At 68.6% G+C, this 21,397-nt stretch carries 22 protein-coding genes; 15 read left to right on the forward strand and 7 right to left on the reverse strand.

Going from position 1 to position 21,397, the window contains the following annotated elements; translation table 11 throughout:
- The first annotated feature begins 6 nt into the window (after positions 1–6).
- From MHN84_RS06525 to MHN84_RS06540, 4 genes are read left to right on the forward strand one after another with little or no spacing between them, the layout of a single operon-like run.
- Complete coding sequence (locus MHN84_RS06525; RefSeq protein WP_241203798.1) at positions 7–1,068, forward strand: ABC transporter ATP-binding protein; 1,062 nt, start codon at positions 7–9, stop codon at positions 1,066–1,068.
- Positions 1,069–1,092: 24 nt separating this feature from the next.
- Positions 1,093–1,863, forward strand: a complete 771-nt coding sequence (locus MHN84_RS06530) for an SDR family NAD(P)-dependent oxidoreductase (protein ID WP_241203799.1) — start codon at positions 1,093–1,095, stop codon at positions 1,861–1,863.
- Between the two features lie 44 nt (positions 1,864–1,907).
- Complete coding sequence (locus tag MHN84_RS06535; protein ID WP_308192918.1) at positions 1,908–2,729, forward strand: BtpA/SgcQ family protein; 822 nt, start codon at positions 1,908–1,910, stop codon at positions 2,727–2,729.
- Positions 2,726–3,070 (forward strand): cupin domain-containing protein, encoded by a 345-nt coding sequence (locus MHN84_RS06540; RefSeq protein WP_374238321.1) that lies wholly within the window; start codon positions 2,726–2,728, stop codon positions 3,068–3,070. Before MHN84_RS06535 ends, MHN84_RS06540 begins: the two co-directional genes overlap by 4 nt.
- On the opposite strand, the gene MHN84_RS06545 is transcribed toward MHN84_RS06540, so the two are convergent.
- Positions 3,063–3,524 (reverse strand): helix-turn-helix domain-containing protein, encoded by a 462-nt coding sequence (locus MHN84_RS06545; protein ID WP_241203800.1) that lies wholly within the window; start codon positions 3,522–3,524, stop codon positions 3,063–3,065. The two genes, MHN84_RS06540 and MHN84_RS06545, sit on opposite strands and share 8 nt — an antisense overlap.
- A 94-nt stretch (positions 3,525–3,618) precedes the next feature.
- Here MHN84_RS06545 and MHN84_RS06550 point away from each other — a divergent pair, with 94 nt between their 5' ends.
- Together MHN84_RS06550 and MHN84_RS06555 are read left to right on the forward strand one after the other, a co-directional pair.
- Positions 3,619–4,803, forward strand: a complete 1,185-nt coding sequence (locus MHN84_RS06550) for a thiolase family protein (protein ID WP_241203801.1) — start codon at positions 3,619–3,621, stop codon at positions 4,801–4,803.
- 1 nt (position 4,804) lies between these two features.
- Positions 4,805–5,293, forward strand: a complete 489-nt coding sequence (locus tag MHN84_RS06555) for a DUF302 domain-containing protein (protein WP_241203802.1) — start codon at positions 4,805–4,807, stop codon at positions 5,291–5,293.
- On the opposite strand, the gene MHN84_RS06560 is transcribed toward MHN84_RS06555, so the two are convergent.
- The 3 genes from MHN84_RS06560 to aspS form a co-directional block, all read right to left on the reverse strand.
- The gene (locus MHN84_RS06560; protein WP_241203882.1) at positions 5,283–5,675 is read right to left on the reverse strand and encodes a nitroreductase family deazaflavin-dependent oxidoreductase; all 393 of its coding nucleotides are present in this window, start codon (positions 5,673–5,675) and stop codon (positions 5,283–5,285) included. The two genes, MHN84_RS06555 and MHN84_RS06560, sit on opposite strands and share 11 nt — an antisense overlap.
- An 89-nt stretch (positions 5,676–5,764) precedes the next feature.
- The gene (locus MHN84_RS06565; protein ID WP_241203803.1) at positions 5,765–6,214 is read right to left on the reverse strand and encodes a nitroreductase family deazaflavin-dependent oxidoreductase; all 450 of its coding nucleotides are present in this window, start codon (positions 6,212–6,214) and stop codon (positions 5,765–5,767) included.
- A complete protein-coding gene (gene aspS / locus MHN84_RS06570) occupies positions 6,211–8,007 on the reverse strand; it encodes an aspartate--tRNA ligase (RefSeq protein WP_241203883.1) in 1,797 nt (598 codons plus the stop codon). Before aspS ends, MHN84_RS06565 begins: the two co-directional genes overlap by 4 nt.
- A 58-nt stretch (positions 8,008–8,065) precedes the next feature.
- Here aspS and MHN84_RS06575 point away from each other — a divergent pair, with 58 nt between their 5' ends.
- Positions 8,066–8,563 (forward strand): SRPBCC family protein, encoded by a 498-nt coding sequence (locus MHN84_RS06575; RefSeq protein WP_374238322.1) that lies wholly within the window; start codon positions 8,066–8,068, stop codon positions 8,561–8,563.
- On the opposite strand, the gene MHN84_RS06580 is transcribed toward MHN84_RS06575, so the two are convergent.
- Positions 8,557–10,134 (reverse strand): carboxylesterase/lipase family protein, encoded by a 1,578-nt coding sequence (locus MHN84_RS06580; RefSeq protein ID WP_374238323.1) that lies wholly within the window; start codon positions 10,132–10,134, stop codon positions 8,557–8,559. The genes MHN84_RS06575 and MHN84_RS06580 overlap by 7 nt on opposite strands.
- On the opposite strand from MHN84_RS06580, the gene MHN84_RS06585 reads away from it, so the two are divergent.
- Together MHN84_RS06585 and MHN84_RS06590 are read left to right on the forward strand one after the other, a co-directional pair.
- Positions 10,115–11,002, forward strand: a complete 888-nt coding sequence (locus tag MHN84_RS06585; RefSeq protein ID WP_241203805.1) for a neutral zinc metallopeptidase — start codon at positions 10,115–10,117, stop codon at positions 11,000–11,002. The two genes, MHN84_RS06580 and MHN84_RS06585, sit on opposite strands and share 20 nt — an antisense overlap.
- Positions 10,995–12,626, forward strand: a complete 1,632-nt coding sequence (locus MHN84_RS06590) for a DUF885 domain-containing protein (protein WP_241203806.1) — start codon at positions 10,995–10,997, stop codon at positions 12,624–12,626. The genes MHN84_RS06585 and MHN84_RS06590 overlap by 8 nt, the downstream gene beginning before the upstream one ends.
- Before the next feature lie 5 nt (positions 12,627–12,631).
- On the opposite strand, the gene MHN84_RS06595 is transcribed toward MHN84_RS06590, so the two are convergent.
- Positions 12,632–13,651, reverse strand: a complete 1,020-nt coding sequence (locus MHN84_RS06595) for an Rv2578c family radical SAM protein (RefSeq protein ID WP_241203807.1) — start codon at positions 13,649–13,651, stop codon at positions 12,632–12,634.
- A gap of 56 nt (positions 13,652–13,707) precedes the next feature.
- Between MHN84_RS06595 and helR the strand changes: the two genes are divergently transcribed.
- Positions 13,708–15,954, forward strand: coding sequence for an RNA polymerase recycling motor ATPase HelR (gene helR / locus MHN84_RS06600; RefSeq protein ID WP_241203808.1), 2,247 nt, complete (start codon positions 13,708–13,710; stop codon positions 15,952–15,954).
- Here the strand turns inward: helR and MHN84_RS06605 are convergent.
- On the reverse strand, positions 15,902–16,321 hold the full coding sequence (locus MHN84_RS06605; protein ID WP_241203809.1) for a hypothetical protein: 420 nt from the start codon (positions 16,319–16,321) through the stop codon (positions 15,902–15,904). The genes helR and MHN84_RS06605 overlap by 53 nt on opposite strands.
- A gap of 266 nt (positions 16,322–16,587) precedes the next feature.
- Between MHN84_RS06605 and urtA the strand changes: the two genes are divergently transcribed.
- Genes urtA through urtE form a run of 5 tightly spaced genes read left to right on the forward strand, consistent with a single transcriptional unit; the run spans position 16,588 to position 21,343 of the window.
- Positions 16,588–17,853 carry an urea ABC transporter substrate-binding protein gene (gene urtA / locus MHN84_RS06610; RefSeq protein WP_241203810.1) on the forward strand — a complete coding sequence of 422 codons (1,266 nt, stop codon included), beginning with the start codon at positions 16,588–16,590 and terminating at the stop codon, positions 17,851–17,853.
- Positions 17,854–17,857: 4 nt separating this feature from the next.
- A complete protein-coding gene (gene urtB / locus MHN84_RS06615) occupies positions 17,858–18,742 on the forward strand; it encodes an urea ABC transporter permease subunit UrtB (RefSeq protein ID WP_241203811.1) in 885 nt (294 codons plus the stop codon).
- Positions 18,739–19,839, forward strand: a complete 1,101-nt coding sequence (gene urtC / locus MHN84_RS06620; RefSeq protein ID WP_241203812.1) for an urea ABC transporter permease subunit UrtC — start codon at positions 18,739–18,741, stop codon at positions 19,837–19,839. The genes urtB and urtC overlap by 4 nt, the downstream gene beginning before the upstream one ends.
- On the forward strand, positions 19,836–20,651 hold the full coding sequence (gene urtD / locus MHN84_RS06625; RefSeq protein ID WP_241203813.1) for an urea ABC transporter ATP-binding protein UrtD: 816 nt from the start codon (positions 19,836–19,838) through the stop codon (positions 20,649–20,651). Before urtC ends, urtD begins: the two co-directional genes overlap by 4 nt.
- Positions 20,648–21,343 carry an urea ABC transporter ATP-binding subunit UrtE gene (gene urtE, locus MHN84_RS06630; RefSeq protein WP_241203814.1) on the forward strand — a complete coding sequence of 232 codons (696 nt, stop codon included), beginning with the start codon at positions 20,648–20,650 and terminating at the stop codon, positions 21,341–21,343. Before urtD ends, urtE begins: the two co-directional genes overlap by 4 nt.
- Positions 21,344–21,397 lie beyond the last annotated feature (54 nt).

Raw genomic sequence — 21,397 nt, forward strand, 5'->3', positions numbered from 1 at the left:
GCATCTATGGCGCACGTCCGCTTCTCCGGCGTCACCAAGGCGTACGGAAACACCTCGGTGGTCAGCGATCTCGACCTCGAGCTGCCCGACGGCTCGTTCACCGTGCTGGTCGGCCCCTCAGGCTGCGGCAAGTCGACGTCGCTGCGCATGCTCGCGGGACTGGAGACCGTCACCTCGGGCACCATCACGATCGGTGACCGCGACGTCACCCATCTGCAGCCACGCGATCGCGACATCGCCATGGTGTTCCAGAATTACGCGCTCTACCCGCACCTGACGGTCGCCGAGAACATCGCGTTCCCCCTGCGGGCCACCCGCACACCCCGGCGCGAAGCGCTCTCACGTGCCGGCGAGATCGCCGAATCACTCGGCTTGGAAAAGCTGTTGTCGCGCAAGCCCAAAGACCTCAGCGGCGGCCAACAGCAGCGGGTCGCGATCGGCCGGGCCATCATCCGCGAGCCGTCGGTGTTCCTGTTCGACGAGCCACTGTCCAATCTCGACGCCAAGCTTCGGGTGGAGACCAGGACCGAACTCCTGCAGATCCAGCGGCGGCTGGGAATCACCTCGGTGTACGTGACCCACGACCAGGAAGAGGCGATGACACTCTCGGACCGGATGGTGGTGATGCGCGACGGCCACATCGCGCAGCAGGGACCGCCGCAGGAGGTCTACGCCCGCCCGGCCGACACCTTCGTCGCCACGTTCGTCGGCAGCCCGAAGATGAACCTGTTCGACGGCGAGTTCCGAGGCCGAGACTTCCAGCTGGCCAACGGTTTCGCACTGAGCACCGACCGGACCGGCGGCGCCGGCCCGGTGCGCCTCGGGGTACGGCCCGACGATCTGCAGCTCGCCCCCGTCACAGGCGAGGACGGTGCGGCCCGGGTCACGCTGATCGAGAACCTGGGCCCTCGGGCCATCGTCTCGATCGACCTGCGTGGCACCGAGATCACCGCCGTCGTCGAGGGTCCCGCGCTGGCGGGCATCACCGAGGGCACCCCGGTCGCGCTGTCCGTGCGCCCCGGTGCCACCCACCTTTTCGACGCCGCCAGCGGGCAGCGATCCGCGTAGAACACGAGAGGAACACAACACCTGATGAGCAGAACCGTCGTGGTGACCGGCGCAGGCTCGGGCATCGGCCGCGCGATCGCCCGTGAACTGGCCCACCGAGATTGGCGGGTGGTCGTCACCGATCTGGACGCTGACGCCGCCGCCGGCGTGGTCGCCGAGCTGCCGAACGCCGGCGCCGGACACGAAGCCGCCGCGCTCGACGTGACCGATGCGGCCGCCGCGTCCGCACTGGCCGCCGACGTGGCCGCACGTCTCGGCCTGCACGCCTGGGTGAGCAACGCCGGAATCTCGTTCATGCACCGCTTCCTCGACGCACCCGTCGAGCGCTACGACCAAACGATGGCGGTGAACCTCAAGGGCGTGTTCGTCTGCGGCCAGGCCGCCGCGCGGGAGATGGTGCGCGCCGGCGTGGCCGGCGCGATCGTCAACACCGCGTCCATGGCGGGCAAACAGGGTCGCGTGCCGTACCTGTCGGATTACGTGGCCTCGAAATTCGGCGTCGTCGGTCTCACCCAGGCGATGGCCTACGAACTCGGCGAGCACGGCATCACCGTCAACTGCGTGTGCCCCGGTTATGTCGAAACGCCCATGCAGTCACGGGAATTGGAGTGGGAAGCGGAATTGCGCCGCACCACCCCCGACGGTGTACGCGACATGATGCTCGCCGACACCCCGCTGGGCAGGCTCGAACAACCCGAGGACGTCGCCCGTGCAGTCGCGTTCCTGCTCTCCGACGACGCCCGGTTCATCACCGGGGAAGCGCTCGCCGTCAACGGCGGCGCCTACATGGACTGAGACCCCTACCCCCTGAGCTGTTCTCCAACAGAAAGGCACTTTTCGTGACCACCACCTGGCTCGACGAGGTTTTCGGCGTCCGCAAGCCCGTCATCGCCATGCTGCACTTGTCCGCCCTGCCCGGGGATCCCGGCTACGACTCGGCAGGCGGCATCGCCGCGGTGCTCGAGCGGGCCCGCACCGAACTCGACGCGCTGCAGGGCGGCGGTGTCGACGGGATCATGATCAGCAACGAGTTCAGCCTGCCGTATCTGACGAAGACCGAACCGATCACCGCGATCACGATGGCACGCATCATCGGGGAACTGCTGCCCGACATCAGCGTGCCCTACGGGGTGAACGTGCTGTGGGACGGTCGCGCGTCGATCGACCTCGCGGTCGCGACCGGTGCGTCGTTCGTGCGGGAGATCTTCACCGGCGTCTACGCCAGCGATTTCGGCCTGTGGGACACCAACGTCGGCGAGGTCGCGCGGCACCGGGCCCGTGTCGGCGGCGCCGGGGTCAAGCTGCTGTTCAACATCGTCCCGGAATCGGCGCAATACCTCGCCGATCGGGATCTGGCCGCGATCACCCGCACCACGGTGTTCGCCACGTTGCCCGACGCGATCTGCGTCTCGGGCGCCACCGCCGGCTCACCGACCGACACCGAGGCGCTCAAGGTGGTCAAGGACGCCGCCGGTGCCGTACCGGTGTTCGTCAACACCGGGGTGCGGGCCAACAACGTCGCGAGCCAGCTCGCCGTCGCCGATGGCGCCGTCGTCGGCACCTATTTCAAGAAGGACGGCGTGTTCGAGAACCCGGCCGAGAAGTCGCGAGTGGAAGAACTCATGGCCGCCGCCAAGGAGTTCCGGCAGGCCCAGCGGTGACCGCGCTGGCGCCCAACGGTGCACTGCGCGCCGCGCACGTGCCGGTCGAACTCACCGACGTGTCGGCCGACCAGAGCGTGGCCGGGCAACCGCAGACCGGCAGCGTCGAGCTCGGCACGCTCGGAGGGGTCGAGGTCGGCATCTGGGAGATGACCGAGGGCGTCATGACCGACGTCGAGAGCGACGAGATCTTCGTCGTTCTGTCGGGCCGTGCCACCGTGGAGTTCGCCGACGGCGCAGCGCCGTTGACGCTCGTGGCCGGTGACGTGGTGCGGCTGGCCGAGGGGACGCGGACCACGTGGACCGTGACGGAGCGGCTGCGCAAGGTCTACCTCACCTGAGCGCCACGCCCAGCTCGTCTGGGGGCACCACATGCCCGTTCTCGCAGACGATATCGACGCTCGCCTGCGCCCCGCACCCGAGGTGGCGCAGGCGCAGCGACGGATCGCCCAGGTGCTTGCGGCCCCACTCGAACATCGCCCACACCACCGGCATGAACTCCACCCCGGCCTCGGTGAGCACGTACTCGTCGCGGACCCGCTGCCCCGGTTCACGGTACGGCTGCTTGGTCAGCAGGCCCGCGTCGACGAGCTCGGAGAGTCGGGCCGAGGTGGCCGCCTTGGTGATACCGACCCGGCGTGCGAAGTCGTCGAAGCGGGTCGTGCCGTAGGACGCCTCCCGCATGATCAGCATCGCCGACTTGGTGCCCACCAGCCCCATCGTCTTCTCGATCGGGCATTTGCCGATCGCCGACCACGCGTCGCGGTCGGCCAACGGCCCCTGCAGCACTGTCATGCAGATCACTCTCCTGCTGGGTTGTTGTGGGTGAACTCAGCTGTTACATCTGAGTATAGAAGGCAGTACTCAGAGTCGAGTCTCAGGAGGACACATGGCTGACTACTCCGACCGCGACGCCGTGATCGTCGGCGCGGTACGCACCCCCGTCGGTAAGGGTAAGGCCAGCGGCTCGTTGCACGACGTGCTGCCCGCGGATCTGCTCGCCCACAGCCTGCGCGAACTCGTCACCCGCACCGGAATCGACCCGGTCGACGTGGACGACGTGATCGCCGGTGCCGTCACCCAGGCCGGCGACCAGGCGCTCAACATCGCGCGCAATGCGGTGCTCGGCGCCGGATTCCCGGAGTCCGTCCCGGGGACGACGGTCGATCGCCAGTGCGGCAGCAGCCAGCAGGCGATCAGCTTCGCCGCACAGGGGGTACTCGCCGGCGCCTACGACATCGTGATCGCCGCGGGCGTGGAATCGATGAGCCGCGTGCCGATGGGTGCGTCCGTCCTGCCGGGCAGCAGCCCGTTCGGCCACGGAGTGGCGCAGCGCTACCCCGACGGGCTCGTGGCCCAGGGCATCAGCGCCGAGTTGATCGCGGCGAAGTGGAACTTGTCGCGCACCGAGCTCGACGAATTCTCCGCCGAAAGTCATCAGAAGGCGGCCCGCGCCGCAAAGGACGGCCTGTTCGACGCCGAGCTCGCGCCGATCGCGGGACTGACCCACGACGAGATCATCCGTCCCGACACGACGGTCGAGACCCTGGCCGGTCTACGACCGGCGTTCTACGACGAGGCCATCGGAGCGCGCTTCCCGCAGATCGACTGGCGGATCACCCCGGGCAACAGCTCACCGCTGTCCGACGGTAGCGCCGCGGTGATGATCACCAGCGGGGCGGCCGCGCGCCGGCTGGGCCTGACACCGCTGGCCCGGATCCACACGACGGTCGCGGTGGGCTCGGACCCGCTGTACATGCTCACCGGCGTGATCCCCGCGACCGAGAAGGTGCTGGCTCGTTCCGGCCTGACGCTGGCCGACATCGACCTGTTCGAGGTCAACGAGGCGTTCGCGCCGGTGGTGCTGGCGTGGGCCCGCGACACCGGCGCGGATCTGACCCGCACCAACGTCAACGGCGGCGCGATCGCGATCGGGCATCCGCTGGGCGCCAGCGGCGCCCGCATCATGACCACGCTCGTCCACGCCCTGCAGCAGCGCAGCGGTCGCTACGCCCTGCAGACCATGTGCGAGGGCGGCGGAATGGCCAACGCCACGATCATCGAGCGGCTCTGACATGCCGACCGAGACCCCCTTCGAGGGAGTCCGGGTGCGCTATGACAGCACGAAGGGTTACGAAGAGCTGGTCGCCGCGCTGCTCGCCGACATCGGCGAGCAGCCGGTGCCGATCACCGAGATCGGCGCCGCGGGCGGCGACTGGGAGGCGTACCAGCGACGCGTCGAACCCTACGTCGGGCCCAGCGGATTCATGCTGTTCGCGCTGCTCGACCACGGCGCGTGGGTGACCAAGGCCGGTATCGAGCGCAAGGTGCTGCGAGTCATCCTCGGCAACCCGTTGATCGCGATCACGATGCTCCGGCACGACCAGACGGCAGGGCTGTTCGTTCCGGTCGAAGCGGTGATCCTCGACGAGGACGACGGCAGCAGCCTCACCTATGTCCGACCGTCGTCGCTGATGCTCGTCGAATCCAACAACGAATTGCGCGCCGCCGCAGCGGCTCTCGACGACAAGCTGGCGGCGCTGGCCGCCAAGGTCACCTCGTGAGCTCGAACAGCGGGATGACCCGGGTCGTCTTGGCCTGGTACTCCCCGAACTGCGGTGCCTTCTCGACGACGCGCGGGTAGACCGCGTCGCGCTCCTCGCGGGGCAGTTCTCTGGCCACGGCGTCGTAGGAGTCCTCGCCGATCTCGACGTGAACGTCAGGGTGGGCGCGCAGGTTATGCACCCACGCCGGGGCCTTGGGCGCGCCACCCATGGAGCCCGCGATGAGGATCCGGCCGTCGATGTCGAAGTACACCAGCGGCGACAGCCGGGGCTGTCCCGACTTGGCGCCGGTCGTGGTCAGCAGCACGATGGGCGAGCCCTCGAACATGCCGCCGACCTTTCCGCCGTTGGCGCGGAACTCCTCGACCACCTGGCGATTCATCTGGTCCAGTGCATCGCGGTTGGCGGCGAGTTCTTCTGAGTTGAATTCGGTGTCACTCACACCGGAGGACGACCCCGGCGGGGCCGGATCTATTCCCGAACGAGCTCGAACAGCGGAATCGTTCGCGACGTGTTCGCCTGGTAGCCGGCGAACACCTGCGAGTACTCGACGACCTTCTGCCATGTCGCGTCGCGTTCGTCGGCGGGCAACTCGCGCGCTTCGACGTCCCACGTCTCGGTGCCGACCTCGATGCGGGCACGCGGGTTCGCCCGCAAATTGTGCACCCACGCCGGGTTCTTCGGCGCGCCGGCGTAGGAGCCGACGATGATCATCTTCTCGTCGATGGTCAGGTAGGCCAATGGCGACAACCGCGGCTCTCCCGACTTCGCACCGACGGTGTGCAGCAACAGCAGCGTGCCACCTTCGAAGGGGCCGCCGACTGTGCCGCCGTTGGCGCGGAACTCCTCGACGATCTTCCGGTTGAAGTCGTCGAGCGCCGCCGTGTCGGAGTACAGCTTGGTCTTGTCGATGTCGCTCACGGCTTGCCCGCCTTCTCCGGTTTCGCGTCGATGCCGGATTCCTTGCGCTGCTGCGGCGTGATCGGCGCCGGGGCATCGGTCAGGGGGTCGACTCCGCCGCCGGACTTGGGGAACGCGATCACCTCGCGGATCGAGTCGACACCGGCGAGCAGCGCGACGATCCGGTCCCAGCCGAACGCGATACCCCCGTGCGGCGGAGCGCCAAAGGTGAACGCGTCCAACAGGAATCCGAACTTGTCCTGGGCTTCGTCGTGGTCGATGCCCATCATCGCGAACACCCGCTCCTGGATGTCGCGGCGGTGGATACGGATCGAGCCGCCGCCGATCTCGTTACCGTTGCAGACGATGTCGTAGGCGTTGGCCAGTGCGGAGCCCGGATCGGTGTCGAACGTCGCCTCGGACTCGGGCGTGGGCGCGGTGAAGGCGTGGTGCACCGCGGTCCACGCCCCGGACCCCACGGCGACGTCGCCGGAGGCCGTTGCGTCGTCGGCCGGTTCGAACAGCGGCCAGTCCACCACCCAGGTGAAGGCCCACGCGCTCGGATCGATCATGTCGAGGCGCTTGGCGATCTCGATGCGTGTGGCGCCCAGCAGCGCCCGCGCCGCCTTCGGAGTGCCTGCGGCGAAGAACACGCAGTCACCCGGCTGTGCCCCGACATGGGCGGCCAGCCCATCGCGCTCGGTGTCGGACAGGTTCTTGGCGACGGGTCCAGTCAGCTCCCCATCCTCACCGACGAGCACGTACGCCAGTCCCTTGTGCCCACGCTGCTTGGCGAACTCCTGCCAGCCGTCGAGCGTGCGGCGCGGTTGCGAGGCGCCGCCCGGCATCACCACCGCGCCCACATACGGCGCCTGGAACACGCGGAACGGCGTGTCGGCGAAGTACTCCGTGCACTCCACCAGCTCCACCCCGAACCGCAGATCGGGCTTGTCACTGCCGAACCGGCGCATCGCCTCGGCGTAGCTGATGCGCGGCAGCGGCGTCGGCAGGTCGTAGCCGATCAGTGCCCACAGCGCGCGCAGAATTTCTTCGGACACCGCCATCACGTCGTCGGCCTCGACGAAGCTCATCTCCATGTCGAGCTGGGTGAACTCGGGCTGGCGGTCGGCGCGGAAGTCCTCATCGCGATAACAACGCGCGATCTGGTAGTAGCGCTCCATGCCCGCGACCATCAGCAGCTGCTTGAACAGCTGCGGGCTCTGCGGCAGCGCGTAGAAGGAACCGGGCTGCAGGCGAGCGGGCACCAGGAAATCGCGTGCACCCTCGGGTGTCGAGCGCGTCAGCGTCGGCGTCTCGATCTCGACGAAGTCGTGGGCGGCCAGCACGCCGCGCGCGGCGGCATTCACCTTGGAGCGCAACCGGATTGCTTTCCCGGGGCCCTCGCGGCGCAGATCCAGGTAGCGGTACTTGAGTCGGGCTTCCTCGCCGGCGGTCTCGTCGAGCTGGAACGGCAGCGGTGCGCTCTCCCCCAGCACCGTCAGCGACGTCGCGTTGACCTCGACCTCGCCGGTGGGGATCTCGGCGTTGGCGTTGCCCTCGGGCCGGATCTCGACGACGCCCGTCACGGCGACGCAGAACTCCGAGCGCAACCGGTGCGCCTGGTCGAGGACGGTTCCCTCCCGGAACACCACCTGAGACACCCCGGAACCGTCGCGCAGATCGATGAAAATGACGCCGCCGTGGTCACGTCGGCGCGCCACCCAGCCGGCCAGCGTGACCGTCTGACCGGCGTCGGCGGCACGCAACGATCCGGCGGTGCGGGTACGCAGCACGAAAAACTCCTTCGGAAACAGCGGTGATCGACGATCCAGTCTAGAGGTGGGCCCCGCCGTCCTGACTAAGGTGCTGGCCATGCACGCCTGCGCCCGTGTCGGCCTGGACTTCCTGGAGTCTGCGCCGTACCGCATCATCAGCACCGTCGATCTCGCGATCACGCCCGCGCAGCTGTTCGAGGTGCTGGCCGACGAGAAGTCCTGGCCACACTGGGCCACCGTGATCACCAAGGTCACCTGGACCAGCCCGCCACCGCGTGGCGTCGGGACCACGCGCACCGTCGAGATGCGCGGCGGGATCACCGGCAAGGAGGAGTTCCTGGCCTGGGACCCGTTCGAACGCATGGCATTTCGCTTCAACGAGGCCAGCACGTCGAGCATGGCCGCGTTCGCCGAGGATTACCGCGTGGTGCCGACATCACGGGGCTGCCACCTGACCTGGATCATGGCGCTGCAGCCCGCGAACCTCGCCGGACGCGCCGGCCTGTTCCTGGGTGCGCCGGTGATGAACCGGATGTGCCAGCGTTTCCTCGACGAACTGCGCCGCTACACCGATCAGCGGTTCGGACCTCAGTAGATTCGGGCCCATGCGCGGCGGCGCATCCGGTCCGGGTCGTCCTCGACCGCGTCCCGCCTCGTGGCGATCAGCCGGGTGCGGCGATGCTCTGTGTCGTACAGCGGCCAGTTCGCCTCGTCGTGCACGCGGTCGCTGCAGGCGAAGTCGAGCCAGGTGCGTTGCATGCGCACGCCCACCGACGGCGGGAAGCGGCGCCCGAGCGGATGCAGCTTGCGCCCGATGAACGACGCATAGCTGTGCTGGACGTGCACGATCTCACTGCCGTGGGTCGCGCCGAGCCCGAGCAGACGCAGGCTCAGCCCGGCATGGTCGAACCGGTACATCCGGGTCGGCGCGCGCGAGCTGTAGGCGTCGGCGAACGCCCACGCAGGTCCGCCGAACATCACGTCCGAGCCGATGGCGAGCAGGGCGCTGCGTCGCGGATAGCGCGGATAGGCCTGCAGGACGGCCTCTTTGGCGTGGGGAGCGACCCGATCGAAGTATGCGTGCACCGTCGCCCGCGTGGTCGGCAGCATCGGCGGGCGAGTCCAGGCGAACATCGTCGCCTCGTGGCTGTTGGTGCCGATGATCAGCGGTATCCGGGCGAGTTCTCCGGCGCGCGCCGCATCGATGGGATGCCGGGGCAGCAGCTCGGTGCCGTGCGTCAGCCCATAGGCCAGCGTGGGCGTCTGCGCCGCACTCGCCAGCTGCACCTGACCCGCGGCACGCCGTAGCTGCCGTTGCGGCAGCTCCTTGACCTCGGCGGCGGGCACACCGAGCTGGTCGAGGAAATCGCGGGCCCGCTGCGCGCGCAGCTCCCGATCGGCGATCAGCGGCAGGGCCGGGCTCTGGGCGATCGCGCGGTGGAACAGCCCGCCGGCCTGGGGGCAGGCCAGCAGTGCCAGCACCGATGTCGCTCCCGCCGACTCGCCGAACACCGTAACCCGATCCGGATCGCCACCGAACGATGCGATGTGCTCGCGCACCCAGCGCAGCGCCGCGAGTTGATCGCGCAGGGCGAGGTTGTCGTCGAAACCCGGTCCCAGGTCCCCGAGCTCGAGGCCGCCGAACACCCCGATCCGATAGGTCACGTTGACGACGACCACGTTGCCGTTGGCCGCCAGCCGCGACCCGTTGTAGAGCTGGAATTGCCCGGCGCCGTAGACGAATGCGCCGCCGGGAATCCACACCATCACCGGCAGTGAGGCCGTGGTGTCCGGCGACCAGATCGTGACCGTCAGGCAGGCCTCGTCGCGGACCTTGGGATCGTCGCGGCCGCCCCCGACGAACGACGTGGTCTGCGGCGGCAACGGACCGTGCTCGAGCGCCTCGCGCACCCCGCCCCACGGCTTCGCCGCCGTCGGCGCCAGGAATCGCCGCGGCCCGACCGGCTGTTCGGCGTAGGGCACCCCGCGCCACACGCCGATGCCGCCCTCGAGGTCACCGCGCAGCTCCCCGAGAGAGGTACGCACGACGGTGGATGGTCCGGCGACGACTGCCACAGCGCGAATCGTAGTGTGCGATTCTTGACGGGCCCGGGATGCGGGCCCGGCGGCGAAGCGAGGTGGGGCCATGACCTTCAACGAGGGCATGCAGATCGATACCAGCACCACGTCGACCAGCGGGGGTGGGCGCGGCCCGGGCCGAGGCATCGCCGTCGGCGGCGGCCTGGGCGGGCTCCTGATCGTCGTCGTGGCGCTGTTCCTCGGGGTCGATCCCAGTTCGGTGATCCCGCAGCAGCAGGGCGGTGCACAGACCGCCGAGACGCCCGGCTTCGACACCAGCCAGTGCAAGACGGGCGCCGACGCCAACGCGATCGTCCAGTGCCGGGTGATCGCGACCGGCAACTCCGTCGATGGCGTCTGGGCCCAGCTGATGCCGGGCTACACCCGTCCGAAGGTGCGGCTGTTCACCGGCGGGGTCGACACCGGGTGCGGGCAGGCGAGCAGCGACATGGGGCCGTTCTACTGCCCGGTCGACCAGACGGCGTTTTTCGACACCGACTTCTTCGACGTCCTGACGACCCAATTCGGTTCCAGTGGAGGGCCGCTGGCGCAGGAGTACGTTGTCGCCCATGAGTTCGGCCACCACGTGCAGAACCTGGAAGGGGTCTTGGGTCGGGCCCAGCAGGACCCGCAGGGCGCCAGCGGCGCCGGCGTGCGCACCGAGCTGCAGGCCGACTGCTACGCCGGGGCCTGGGCTCACTACGCCGCCATCACGAAACAGGAGAGCACCGGCGTGCCGTTTCTGGAACCGCTGAGCGACAAGGACATCGCCGACGCGCTGTCGGCCGCGGCGTCGGTCGGTGACGATCGAATCCAGCGCTCGGCGACGGGCCGGGTCAATCCGGAGTCGTGGACCCACGGGTCCTCCGAGCAGCGGCAGAAGTGGTTCACCACCGGCTACCAGACCGGCGAGCCCGCCCAGTGCGACACCTTCGCGGCCCGCGACCTTGGCTAGGGCAGCCACGGCCGTCGACGCCGTCGCCGAACGCTACCTCGACACCTGGGCGCAGCTGGACCCGTGCGGTGCGACGGAGGCGGGCATCGCCGGGTTCGACGATCAACTCACCGACTACTCCCCTGCGGGCTGCGCGGCCCGCGCCGATGCCGCGCGCACAGCTCTGCGGGAGCTCGATGCGACCGACCCCGCCGACGACGCCGACGTGGTGACCGCCGCCGCACTGACCGAACGCCTCACCGTGCTACTCGACCTGCACGACGCCGGTCTCGATGTCGGCGAGCTCAACGTGATCGCCTCGCCGCTGCAGACGATGCGCGATGTGTTCGACCTGATGCCGACCGACACCGCCGAGGATTGGGCCACCATCGGCCGGCGCCTGGCGCGTGTGCCCGAGCGGGTGTCCGGATACGCCGAAGCGCTGCGCGCAGCAGTGGCGGCCGGCCGCGCTCCCGCTGCCCGGCAGGTCCGCCGGGGCATCGCCCAGGCCGGTCAGATCCAGCACCTGTATCTGGACATGGTCGCCGACGCCGTACCCCACGATCTGACGCTGCACGCCGAACTGCGCCGGTGCGCCGAGGACGCCGCCAACGCGTACGCCGCGCTGGTCGGGGTGTTCCGCGACGAGATCGGCCCCCGCGCCCGCGAGGTCGACGCGTGCGGACGCGACGACTACGCGGTGCTGTCCCGCTCCTTCCTCGGCGCCTCGGTGGATCTCGACGAGGCCTACGCGTGGGGCCTGGACCAGTTGAACGAGATTGTCGCCGAGCAGGATTCGATCGCCCACCGGCTGTATCCGGGAGCGAGCGCGACCGAGGCGCTGCGCCGGCTCGACGGCGAGGAGCGCTACCTTGTGCACGGCACCGAGGCGCTTGCGCAGTGGATGCAGGATCTGTCCGACAAAGCCGTCGACGCGCTGGCCGACACGCACTTCGACATCGCGCCGCCGCTGCGCCGGCTGGAGTGCCGAATCGCGCCGACGAACACCGGCGGCATCTACTACACCGGACCGTCGGAGGACCTGACGCGACCGGGGCGGATGTGGTGGTCGGTGCCCGCCGGCGTGCACACGTTCCACACCTGGCAGGAGATGACCACCGTCTTCCACGAGGGCGTACCGGGGCATCACCTTCAGATCGGGCGCGCCGTCGTGCTGGCCGATCAGCTCAACCGGTGGCGCCGGCTCGGCTGCTGGGTGTCCGGGCACGGCGAGGGCTGGGCGCTGTACGCCGAACGGCTGATGGCCGAGCTGGGCTGGCTCGACGATGCCGGCAACCGGATGGGCATGCTCGACGCACAGCGCTTCCGCGCCGCGCGGGTGGTGATCGACATCGGCGTGCACTGCGGATTACCCGCGCCCGACGGCGGCACGTGGGACGCGGCGCGGGCCTGGACGTTCCTGCAATCGCACAGCGCGATGGCCGAGGAAAACCTGCGCTTCGAACTGGACCGCTACCTGGGCTGGCCGGGACAGGCGCCGTCGTACGCCATCGGTCAGCGGATCTGGCAGGAGCTGCGCGACACGGTCACGGGAAATGGCTTGTCGCTCAGGGAGTTCCACCGGCAGGCGTTGGATCTGGGCGGGTTGCCGCTCGACGTCCTGCGGTCGGCTCTGCTCGCCTGAGAGCATCAGAACAACGCCGGCTGCACCGGGGGCGCCGGGGCGGGTGCAGGTCGGCGCGCACCGGCCTCCCGGAACGAGCGACCCGGCGCCAGACCGTGATTGGCGATCAGCGGGGCGGCACGCTGGGCGAGCATCGCCCGGTAGTCGGCCGGCAGGTAGGCACCGCGCCGGTAGAGCTGCCGGTACTCCCCCACCAGATCTGGGTAGCTCGCCGCCAGCCAGTCCATGAACCAGCCACGGGTGCTGCCGCGCAGATGCAGACCGAAGACCGTGACACTGGTCGCACCCGCCGCGGCGATCCGGCCCAGCAGGTCGTCGAGGTGGGCAACCGAATCGGTGAGCCGTGGCAGCACTGGGGCCACCATCACGTGGCAGGGCAGCCCTGCCTCCCGGATCGCCGAGATCAGCCCCAGCCGGGCCTGCGGTGTCGGCGTACCCGGCTCGATCCGGCTGTGCAACAACGGATCGCCGACGGCGAGTGACACCGCGACACTGACCTCGACCCGCCGTACCGCGTCGGTGAGCAGCGGCAGATCCCGGCGCAGCAATGTGCCCTTGGTGAGGATGGAGAACGGGGTACCCGACTCGGTGAGCGCGCCGATGATGCCCGGCATCAACGCATACCGCCCCTCGGCCCGCTGGTAGGGGTCGGTGTTGGTGCCCAGTGCGACGGTCTCGCCGGTCCATGACGGGCGATGGAGCTCGCGTCGCAGCACGTCGGCCACGTTGGTCTTCACGACGACCTGGGTGTCGAAGTCCTGGCCGCTGTCGAAGTCCAGGTACTCGTGCGTCGGGCGGGCGAAACAGTACCGGCAGGCATGGGAGCAGCCGCGGTAACCGTTGACGGTGTACTGGAATGGCAGCATCGACGCCGAGGGCACCTTGTTCAACGCCGATTTGCACAGCACCTCGTGAAACGTGATGCCCTGAAACTCCGGCGTGCGCACGCTGCGGATCAGGCCGAGCCGCTGCAGACCGGGTAGCGCTCCGTCGTCGACATCGACCCCCTGACCGGACCACCGCATGCCACCATGCGAACACACGTTCGAAACCGTGTCAAGCAAGTAGCGTGGCAGGCACCATGTCGACTGACACCCACGACACCGAACTCGCCGCCGAACAGCGCTATGTCGCCACGCTCTACGACCGCCTCGACGCCGAGCGCACGCGCGTGCGGGACCGCTACCGCGACGCGTTGCGCGGCACCGGCGGCACGCTCGTGGAACGCGACGCCGAGGTGCGCGCGCTGGCCCGGCAGATGGCCCGGCTCAACGTCGCCGACAGCGGCCTGTGCTTCGGGCGGCTCGACAGCATCGACGGCGAGACGGTCTACGTGGGGCGCATCGGCATCCTCGACGAATCCGACGATTTCGCCTCGCTGCTCGTCGACTGGCGGGCGCCGGCCGCCCGCGCCTTCTACGTCGCCACCGGCGCGTCGCCGGAGAACATGCGCCGCCGGCGCCAGTTCCACACGATGGGCCGCCGCGTGCTGGATTTCACCGATGAGATCCTCGGCCGCCCCGACGCAGGAGAGGACCTCGGCTCCCGGGGCACGGGCGACGCGGCGTTGCTCGCTGCGGTCAACGCACCGCGCGGGGACGGCATGCGCGACATCGTGGCCACCATCCAGGCCGAACAGGACGAGATCATCCGCCTCGACCATGCCGGGGTGCTGGTCATCGAAGGCGGGCCGGGCACCGGCAAGACCGTCGTCGCGCTGCACCGGGTGGCCTATCTGCTCTATACCCAACGCAAGCGCATGGAGAGCCACGGCGTCCTCGTCGTCGGGCCCAACGCGGCGTTCCTGGATCACGTCGGCCGCGTGCTGCCCTCGCTGGGCGAGACCAACGTCGTGTTCATGACCACCGGTGACCTGTACCCGGGTCTGCAGGTCGCCTCCCGGGACACCCCGGAGGTCACCCGCGTGAAGGGCTCGCTGGAGATGCTCACGGTGCTCGCAGCGGCCGTCGCCGACCGGCAGCGCGTTCCGGCCGAACCGATTCCGATCGATCTGGCCGATGTGTCCGTGCGCATCGATCCCGACATCGCGCAGTGGGCCGTCGACGAGGCCCGCGCCAGCGGCAAGACGCACAACGATGCCCGCACGGTGTTCGCCGACGTGCTGACCTGGGCGCTGACCGAACGCGCGATCGCCAAGATCGGCAGAGGCTGGCTGACCCGCGAGGACCGCAACGCCTGGGAGCACCTGCGCTCGGAACTGGTCGACGAACTCGACGAACACCCCGGTTTCGCAGCGGCCCTGAACGAGCTGTGGCCCATGCTGACGCCGGAAACGCTTCTGGCCGAACTGTATTCATCTCCCGAGCGGCTACGCGCTGCCGGGGCCGATCCGATCCTGCTCCGCACCGACGGGCACGCGTGGACGGTGTCCGACGTGCCGCTGCTCGACGAACTGGTCGACCTGCTGGGCCGCGACAAGAAGGCCGAGGCGGCCGCCGAGAAGGACCGTCGCGAGGAAGCCGCCTACGCGGCCGGGGTGCTGGACCTGATGATCGGCCGCGAAGACCTGATGGACGACGAGGACCAGCTGCTGGCCTCCGACGTGATCGCCGCCGAGGAGCTCGCCGAGCGCTTCGAAGAACGTGACACCCGCGAGCTCGCCGAACGTGCTGCCGCAGACCGGGACTGGACGTACGGGCACGTCGTCGTCGACGAGGCCCAGGAACTGTCGGCGATGGAGTGGCGGGTCCTGATGCGGCGGTGTCCGCGCCGGTCGTTCACGATCGTCGGCGATCTGGCCCAGCGCCGCTCCGCCGCCGGGGTGACCTCGTGGCAGGCGACGCTCGAGCCGTACGTCGACCGCCGGTGGCTGTACCGGCCGCTGCTGACCAACTACCGCACGCCCAGCGAGATCATGGCGATCGCTGCCGCGGTGCTGGCCGAGTTCGCCCCCGACGTGACACCGCCCGAATCGGTGCGGTCGTGCGGTGTCGCGCCGTGGTCGCGCCGCGTCACCGACGACGACCTGGCCGGTGCCGTGGGTGAATTCGTGGCGGGCGAGCAGAAGTTGGAAGGCACCAGCGTGGTGATCGGACCTCCGGGCACTCCGGGAGCGGTCACGCCGGCGGACACCAAGGGCCTGGAGTACGACGCGGTGCTCGTGGTCTCACCGGAAACGATCATGGCCGACGGCCCGCGCGGGGCCGCCGACCTGTACGTGGCACTCACCCGGGCCACCCAGCGGCTCGGTGTGCTGCACACCGGGCCGCTGCCCGAACCGCTGCGCGGACTGACCGAGCAGCGGACGGGTCAACTCACCACTGGGCGCCCTGGCACAGCGGGCTGTACGGATGGTCACCCTGAATGACGATCTGTCCGTCGACGGCGACCTCGCAGTGTGCGTTCGGCGCCGCCTGCCCGCCCTTGGTGGTGCTGCTCGCCCACACGTAGGCCCATTGCGGGTCGGCCAGCGTGGTCTCGAACGTCCACGGCTGCCCGGGGGCGATGGTGACGGTGTCGCGCTTCAGGTAGGCGTACGCATCGGCGTTGTAGGCCGACTTGTCCGCCGGCTGGTTCACCAGGTACGTCACGTCGAACTGATAGGGCCCGGCGACGCTCACCGTGTACTGGACCTTGTGAGCTTCCGGCTGGGCGCTCGCGACACCCGGAGTGAGGGCCACCGACGCGGCCGCGACCATCAGAGACACCCCGAGCTTGGCTGTGGCTGTTCGCATGTCCATCACATCGTCCGACGGTACTCAAACCGTTACCGGCAGGTGGGGTCTACTCACCGTGCCCGAGTGAACGGCAAACCAACTTCCGCGTCGGCCAACAGGTTAACCGGGCTGTCACACACAGACATTTGACAGAAACACAGGCGTTCTAACGTCCCGATTCGACACCGACCCGTGTCGACAAATTCGCGCTCACCGGTCGTCACTCGTGGCGACACAGCACTTCGTGCCCAGGTGAACGCAGTCGACCCTCAGAAAGGCCCTCTATGGAGCATCCTCGGCGCCACCCGTCCCGGCGCACCGCGCTTGCCGCGGGAAGTATCGTCGCGGCGGCCGCCCTGCTGCTTGCAGGCTGTGGAAGCAAGGCCAGTGAGACCGATTCAGCAAATGCGGAGTCCTGCGTGGACACCTCCGGGCCGACCATCAAGGTCGGGTCGCTGAACTCCCTGTCGGGCACCATGGCGATCTCCGAGGTCACCGTCCGCGACTCCATCAAACTGGCCGTCGACGAGATCAACGCCGCCGGTGGAGTGATGGGCAAGCAGATCCAGCTCGTCGGTGAGGACGGCGCGTCCGAGCCCACGGTGTTCGCCGAGAAGGCCGAGAAGCTGATCAGCAGCGATTGCGTGGCCGCGGTGTTCGGCGGGTGGACCTCGTCGAGCCGCAAGGCAATGCTGCCCGTGTTCGAGTCGAACAACTCGCTGCTCTACTACCCGGTGCAGTACGAAGGCCTGGAGGCGTCGCCGAACATCTTCTACACCGGAGCGACCACCAACCAGCAGATCGTGCCGGCGCTGGACTACCTCAAGGAGAAGGGCGTCAAGTCGCTCTACCTGGTGGGCAGCGACTACGTGTTCCCACAGACCGCCAACCGCATCATCAAGGCCTATGCGGGCGCCAACGGTATGGAGATCAAGGGCGAGGACTACACGCCGCTGGGGTCCACCGATTTCTCCACCATCGTCAACAAGGTCCGCACCGCAGATGCCGACGCCGTGTTCAACACGCTCAACGGCGATTCGAACGTCGCGTTCTTCCGCGAGTACAAGAACGTGGGCCTGACCCCGCAGCAGATGCCGGTCGTATCGGTGTCGATCGCCGAGGAAGAGGTCGGCGGTATCGGCGTGCAGAACATCACCGGGCAGCTCACGGCCTGGGACTACTACCAGACCCTCGACACCCCGGTGAACCAGAAGTTCGTCGAGGCGTACAAGAAGGCCTACGGCGCGAACAAGCCGACCTCGGATCCGATGGAAGCCGCCTACACCTCGGTGTATCTGTGGAAGAACACCGTCGAGAAGGCGAAGTCGTTCGACACCAAAGCGATTCAGGACAACGCCGGCGGCGTCACGTTCGACGCTCCCGAAGGCCTGGTGACGATCGACGGCGAGAACCACCACATCACGAAGACCGCACGGATCGGTGAGATCCGGCCCGACGGGCTGATCTACACCGTGTGGCAGTCCCCCGGGCCGATCCAGCCCGACCCGTTCCTGAAGTCCTACCCGTGGGCCGCCGGCCTGTCCGGCTGACCCCATGGATGTCCTGATCGGGCAGCTGGCGACAGGATTGAGCCTCGGCTCGATCCTGTTGCTGGCCGCACTGGGCCTGTCGCTGACGTTCGGCCAGATGGGCGTCATCAACATGGCGCACGGTGAATTCATCATGGCCGGCTGCTACACCGCCTACGTCGTGCAGCAGGTGATCTCCAGTGCCGGTGCGTCGCTGGTCATCTCGCTGCTCATCGGCTTCCTGATCGGCGGCGCGATGGGCGTGGCACTCGAGGTGGGACTCATCCAGCGGATGTACGACCGGCCGCTGGACACCCTGCTGGTGACGTTCGGCGTCGGTCTGATCCTGCAGCAGGTGGCGCGCGATGTCTTCGGCGCCCCCGCGGTCAACGTGGTGGCCCCGGCGTGGCTCTCGGGCGGGGTGGAGATCCTGGGTGCCGTCGTGCCGAAGACGCGCATCTTCATCCTGGTGCTGGCCGTCGTGTGCGTCGCGGCACTGGCCACGGTGCTCAAGGTCAGCCCGATGGGCCGGCGCATCCGCGCCGTCGTACAGAACCGCGACCTCGCCGAGACCAGCGGCATCTCCTCACGGCGCACCGACATCACCACGTTCTTCATCGGCTCGGGTCTGGCCTCCGTCGCCGGTGTGGCGCTGACGTTGATCGGCTCCACGAGCCCCACGATCGGACAGAGCTACCTGATTGACGCGTTCCTCGTCGTGGTGGTCGGCGGACTCGGACAGATCAAGGGCACCGTGATCGCGGCCCTGGCGCTGGGCTTCCTCAACTCGTTCATCGAGTACAACACCACCGCGTCGCTGGCCAAGGTCGTCGTGTTCGTGATCATCGTGATCTTCCTGCAGGTGCGTCCGCAGGGCTTGTTCACCGTGCGGACAAGGAGTTTGGTGTGAGAACCCTCATCGGCCGCTGGCAGACGTGGGCCGGCTTCGGGGTCGCCGCACTGGTCCTGTTCGTCATCGCCCCCGCGGTGCTGTCGGACTTCCGGCTCAGCCTGCTCGGCAAGTTCCTGTGCTTCGCGATCGTCGCCGCCGGCATCGGTCTGGCGTGGGGCCGCGGCGGCATGCTGGTCTTGGGCCAGGGCGTGTTCTTCGGCCTGGGCGGCTACCTGATGGCGATGCACCTCAAGATCGCCGATGCGCAGCTGCGCGGCGACGACGTGCCCGATTTCATGCAGATCCAGGGCGTGCGCGAATTGCCCTCGTACTGGGAGCCGTTCGCCTCCCCCGCGGTGACACTCGTCGCGATCGTGGCCCTACCCACGGCGATTGCCGCGGCGCTGGGGTTCGGCGTGTTCAAACGCAAGGTCAAAGGCGCGTACTTCGCGATCCTGTCCCAGGCGCTGGCGGCGGCGCTGGCGATCCTGCTGGTCGGTCAGACGGGTCTCGGCGGGTCCAACGGACTCAACAGGTTTCGCACGTTCTTCGGTTTCACGCTCAACGATCCGGTGAACCGCCGGATGCTGTACTTCATCGCCGCCGCGGTGCTGCTGCTCGTGATTGCGGTGGTGCGCCAGCTCATGCAGAGCCGCTATGGCGAACTGCTGGTGGCGGTGCGCGACGGTGAGGAGCGGGTGCGCTTCCTGGGTTACGACCCGGCCAACATCAAGGTCGTCGCCTACACCGTCGCCGCGCTGTTCGCGAGCATCGCCGGCGCCTTGTTCGCCCCCATCGTGGGCTTCATCGCGCCCTCGCAGGTCGGCATCCTGCCGTCGATCGCGTTCTTGATCGGTGTCGCGATCGGCGGACGCACCACCCTGCTCGGCCCGGTGCTCGGCGCGATCGGCGTGGCGTGGGCGCAAACGCTGTTCTCCGAACGGTTCCCGTCGGAGTGGACATACGCCCAGGGTCTGCTGTTCATCGTCGTCGTCGGCTTCTTCCCCGCCGGGCTCGCGGGCCTCGGCGTCGTGCTGCGCCGGCGGCGGAAGAAGCCCGCTTCGCCTGCGCAGGACAACACTCCCGACGCGGAGAAGGTGGGGGTGGGTTCATGACCGAGGTCGACGCCGCGACAGCGGGAAAGGAGCCCGTCGAAGGCGGTAATGCCGGGATGGGCACGCAGTACCTCGAAGTGCGCGGTCTGACAGTCGATTTCGACGGCTTCAAAGCCGTCAGCAACGTGGACCTCACGCTGTTCCAGGGCGATCTGCGGTTTCTGATCGGACCCAACGGCGCGGGCAAGACCACCGTCATCGATGCGATCACCGGACTGGTGCCGGCGACCGGGTCGGTGAACAAATCGGGCGTGGAGCTGCTCGGCAAGAAGGTGCACCAGATCGCGCGCCGCGGAGTGGGACGCACGTTCCAGACCGCGAGCGTCTTCGAGCAGCTGACCGTCCTGCAGAACCTCGACATCGCCGCCGGCGCCGGACGTTCGGTGTGGACACTGCTGCGGCGGCGCACCGGCGTGCTACCGATCATCGAACAGACCCTGCACACCATCGGCCTGACCCACCTCGCGGACCAGCCGGCGGGTGTGCTGGCGCACGGGCAGAAGCAGTGGCTGGAGATCGGCATGCTGCTGGTGCAGAACGCCGATGTGCTGCTGCTCGACGAGCCGGTGGCCGGGATGAGCGCCGAGGAACGCGAGGAGACCGGGAACCTGTTGCGGCGCATCGGTGCCGAACGCACCGTCGTCGTGGTCGAACACGACATGGACTTCATGCGAGCATTCGCCACATCGGTGACAGTGCTGGCGCGCGGCCAGGTCATCGCCGAGGGCTCCGTGGCGCAGGTGCAGGCCGACCCCAAGGTGCAGGAGGTCTACCTCGGCACCGCTGCCGCAGGCGCGGAAGGAATCTCGTGACACTCGAACTCGTCGACGTCCGCACCGGCTACGGCCGTAGCACCGTGATCCACGGGGCCAGCCTCGAGGTGCCCTCCGACGGCGTCGCCGCCGTGATGGGTCACAACGGGGCCGGGAAGACCACACTGCTACGCGCCGCCGTCGGCCTGCTCAAATGTGCCGGCGGCAGAGTCCTTTTCGACGGCGAGGACATCACCAAGCTGCGGCCCAGCGCCCGGGTGGCACGTGGACTGGCCTACGTGCCGCAGGGCCAGCAGTCGTTCGGACAGTTGACCACCGCGGAGAATCTCCAGGTCGTGGCCGACGGGCGGAAGAACGGCAAGGCGCTGATCGACGAACAGCTCGATCTGTTCCCGGCACTCAAGGAGCTGCTGACCCGGCGCGCAGGCCTGCTCTCCGGCGGCCAGCGTCAGCAACTCGCGATCGCCCGCGCGCTGATCACCTCGCCCACGTGCTTGATCCTCGACGAGCCCACCGAGGGCATCCAGCCGTCGGTGGTCGCCGAGATCGAGGCGGCCATCACCGCGCTGACCGCGCGCGGCGATCTGGGCGTGCTGCTGGTGGAACAGCACATCGGGTTCGCGCTGGAGTCCGCGCAGCGGTACTACATCCTCGAGGCCGGCCGGATCACCTCGAGCGGCACGGGCGGCTCGGCGTCGGAGGCCGATGTGCGCGCCGCGATGGCCATCTGACGTACCTCCCCGCGAGCGGGCGTGTCTGCAGCCAACACGCCGGCAATGCGAGCG

It is taken from the genome of Mycobacterium sp. PSTR-4-N (genome assembly GCF_022348085.1).
Taxonomy (GTDB): Bacteria; Actinomycetota; Actinomycetes; order Mycobacteriales; family Mycobacteriaceae; genus Mycobacterium.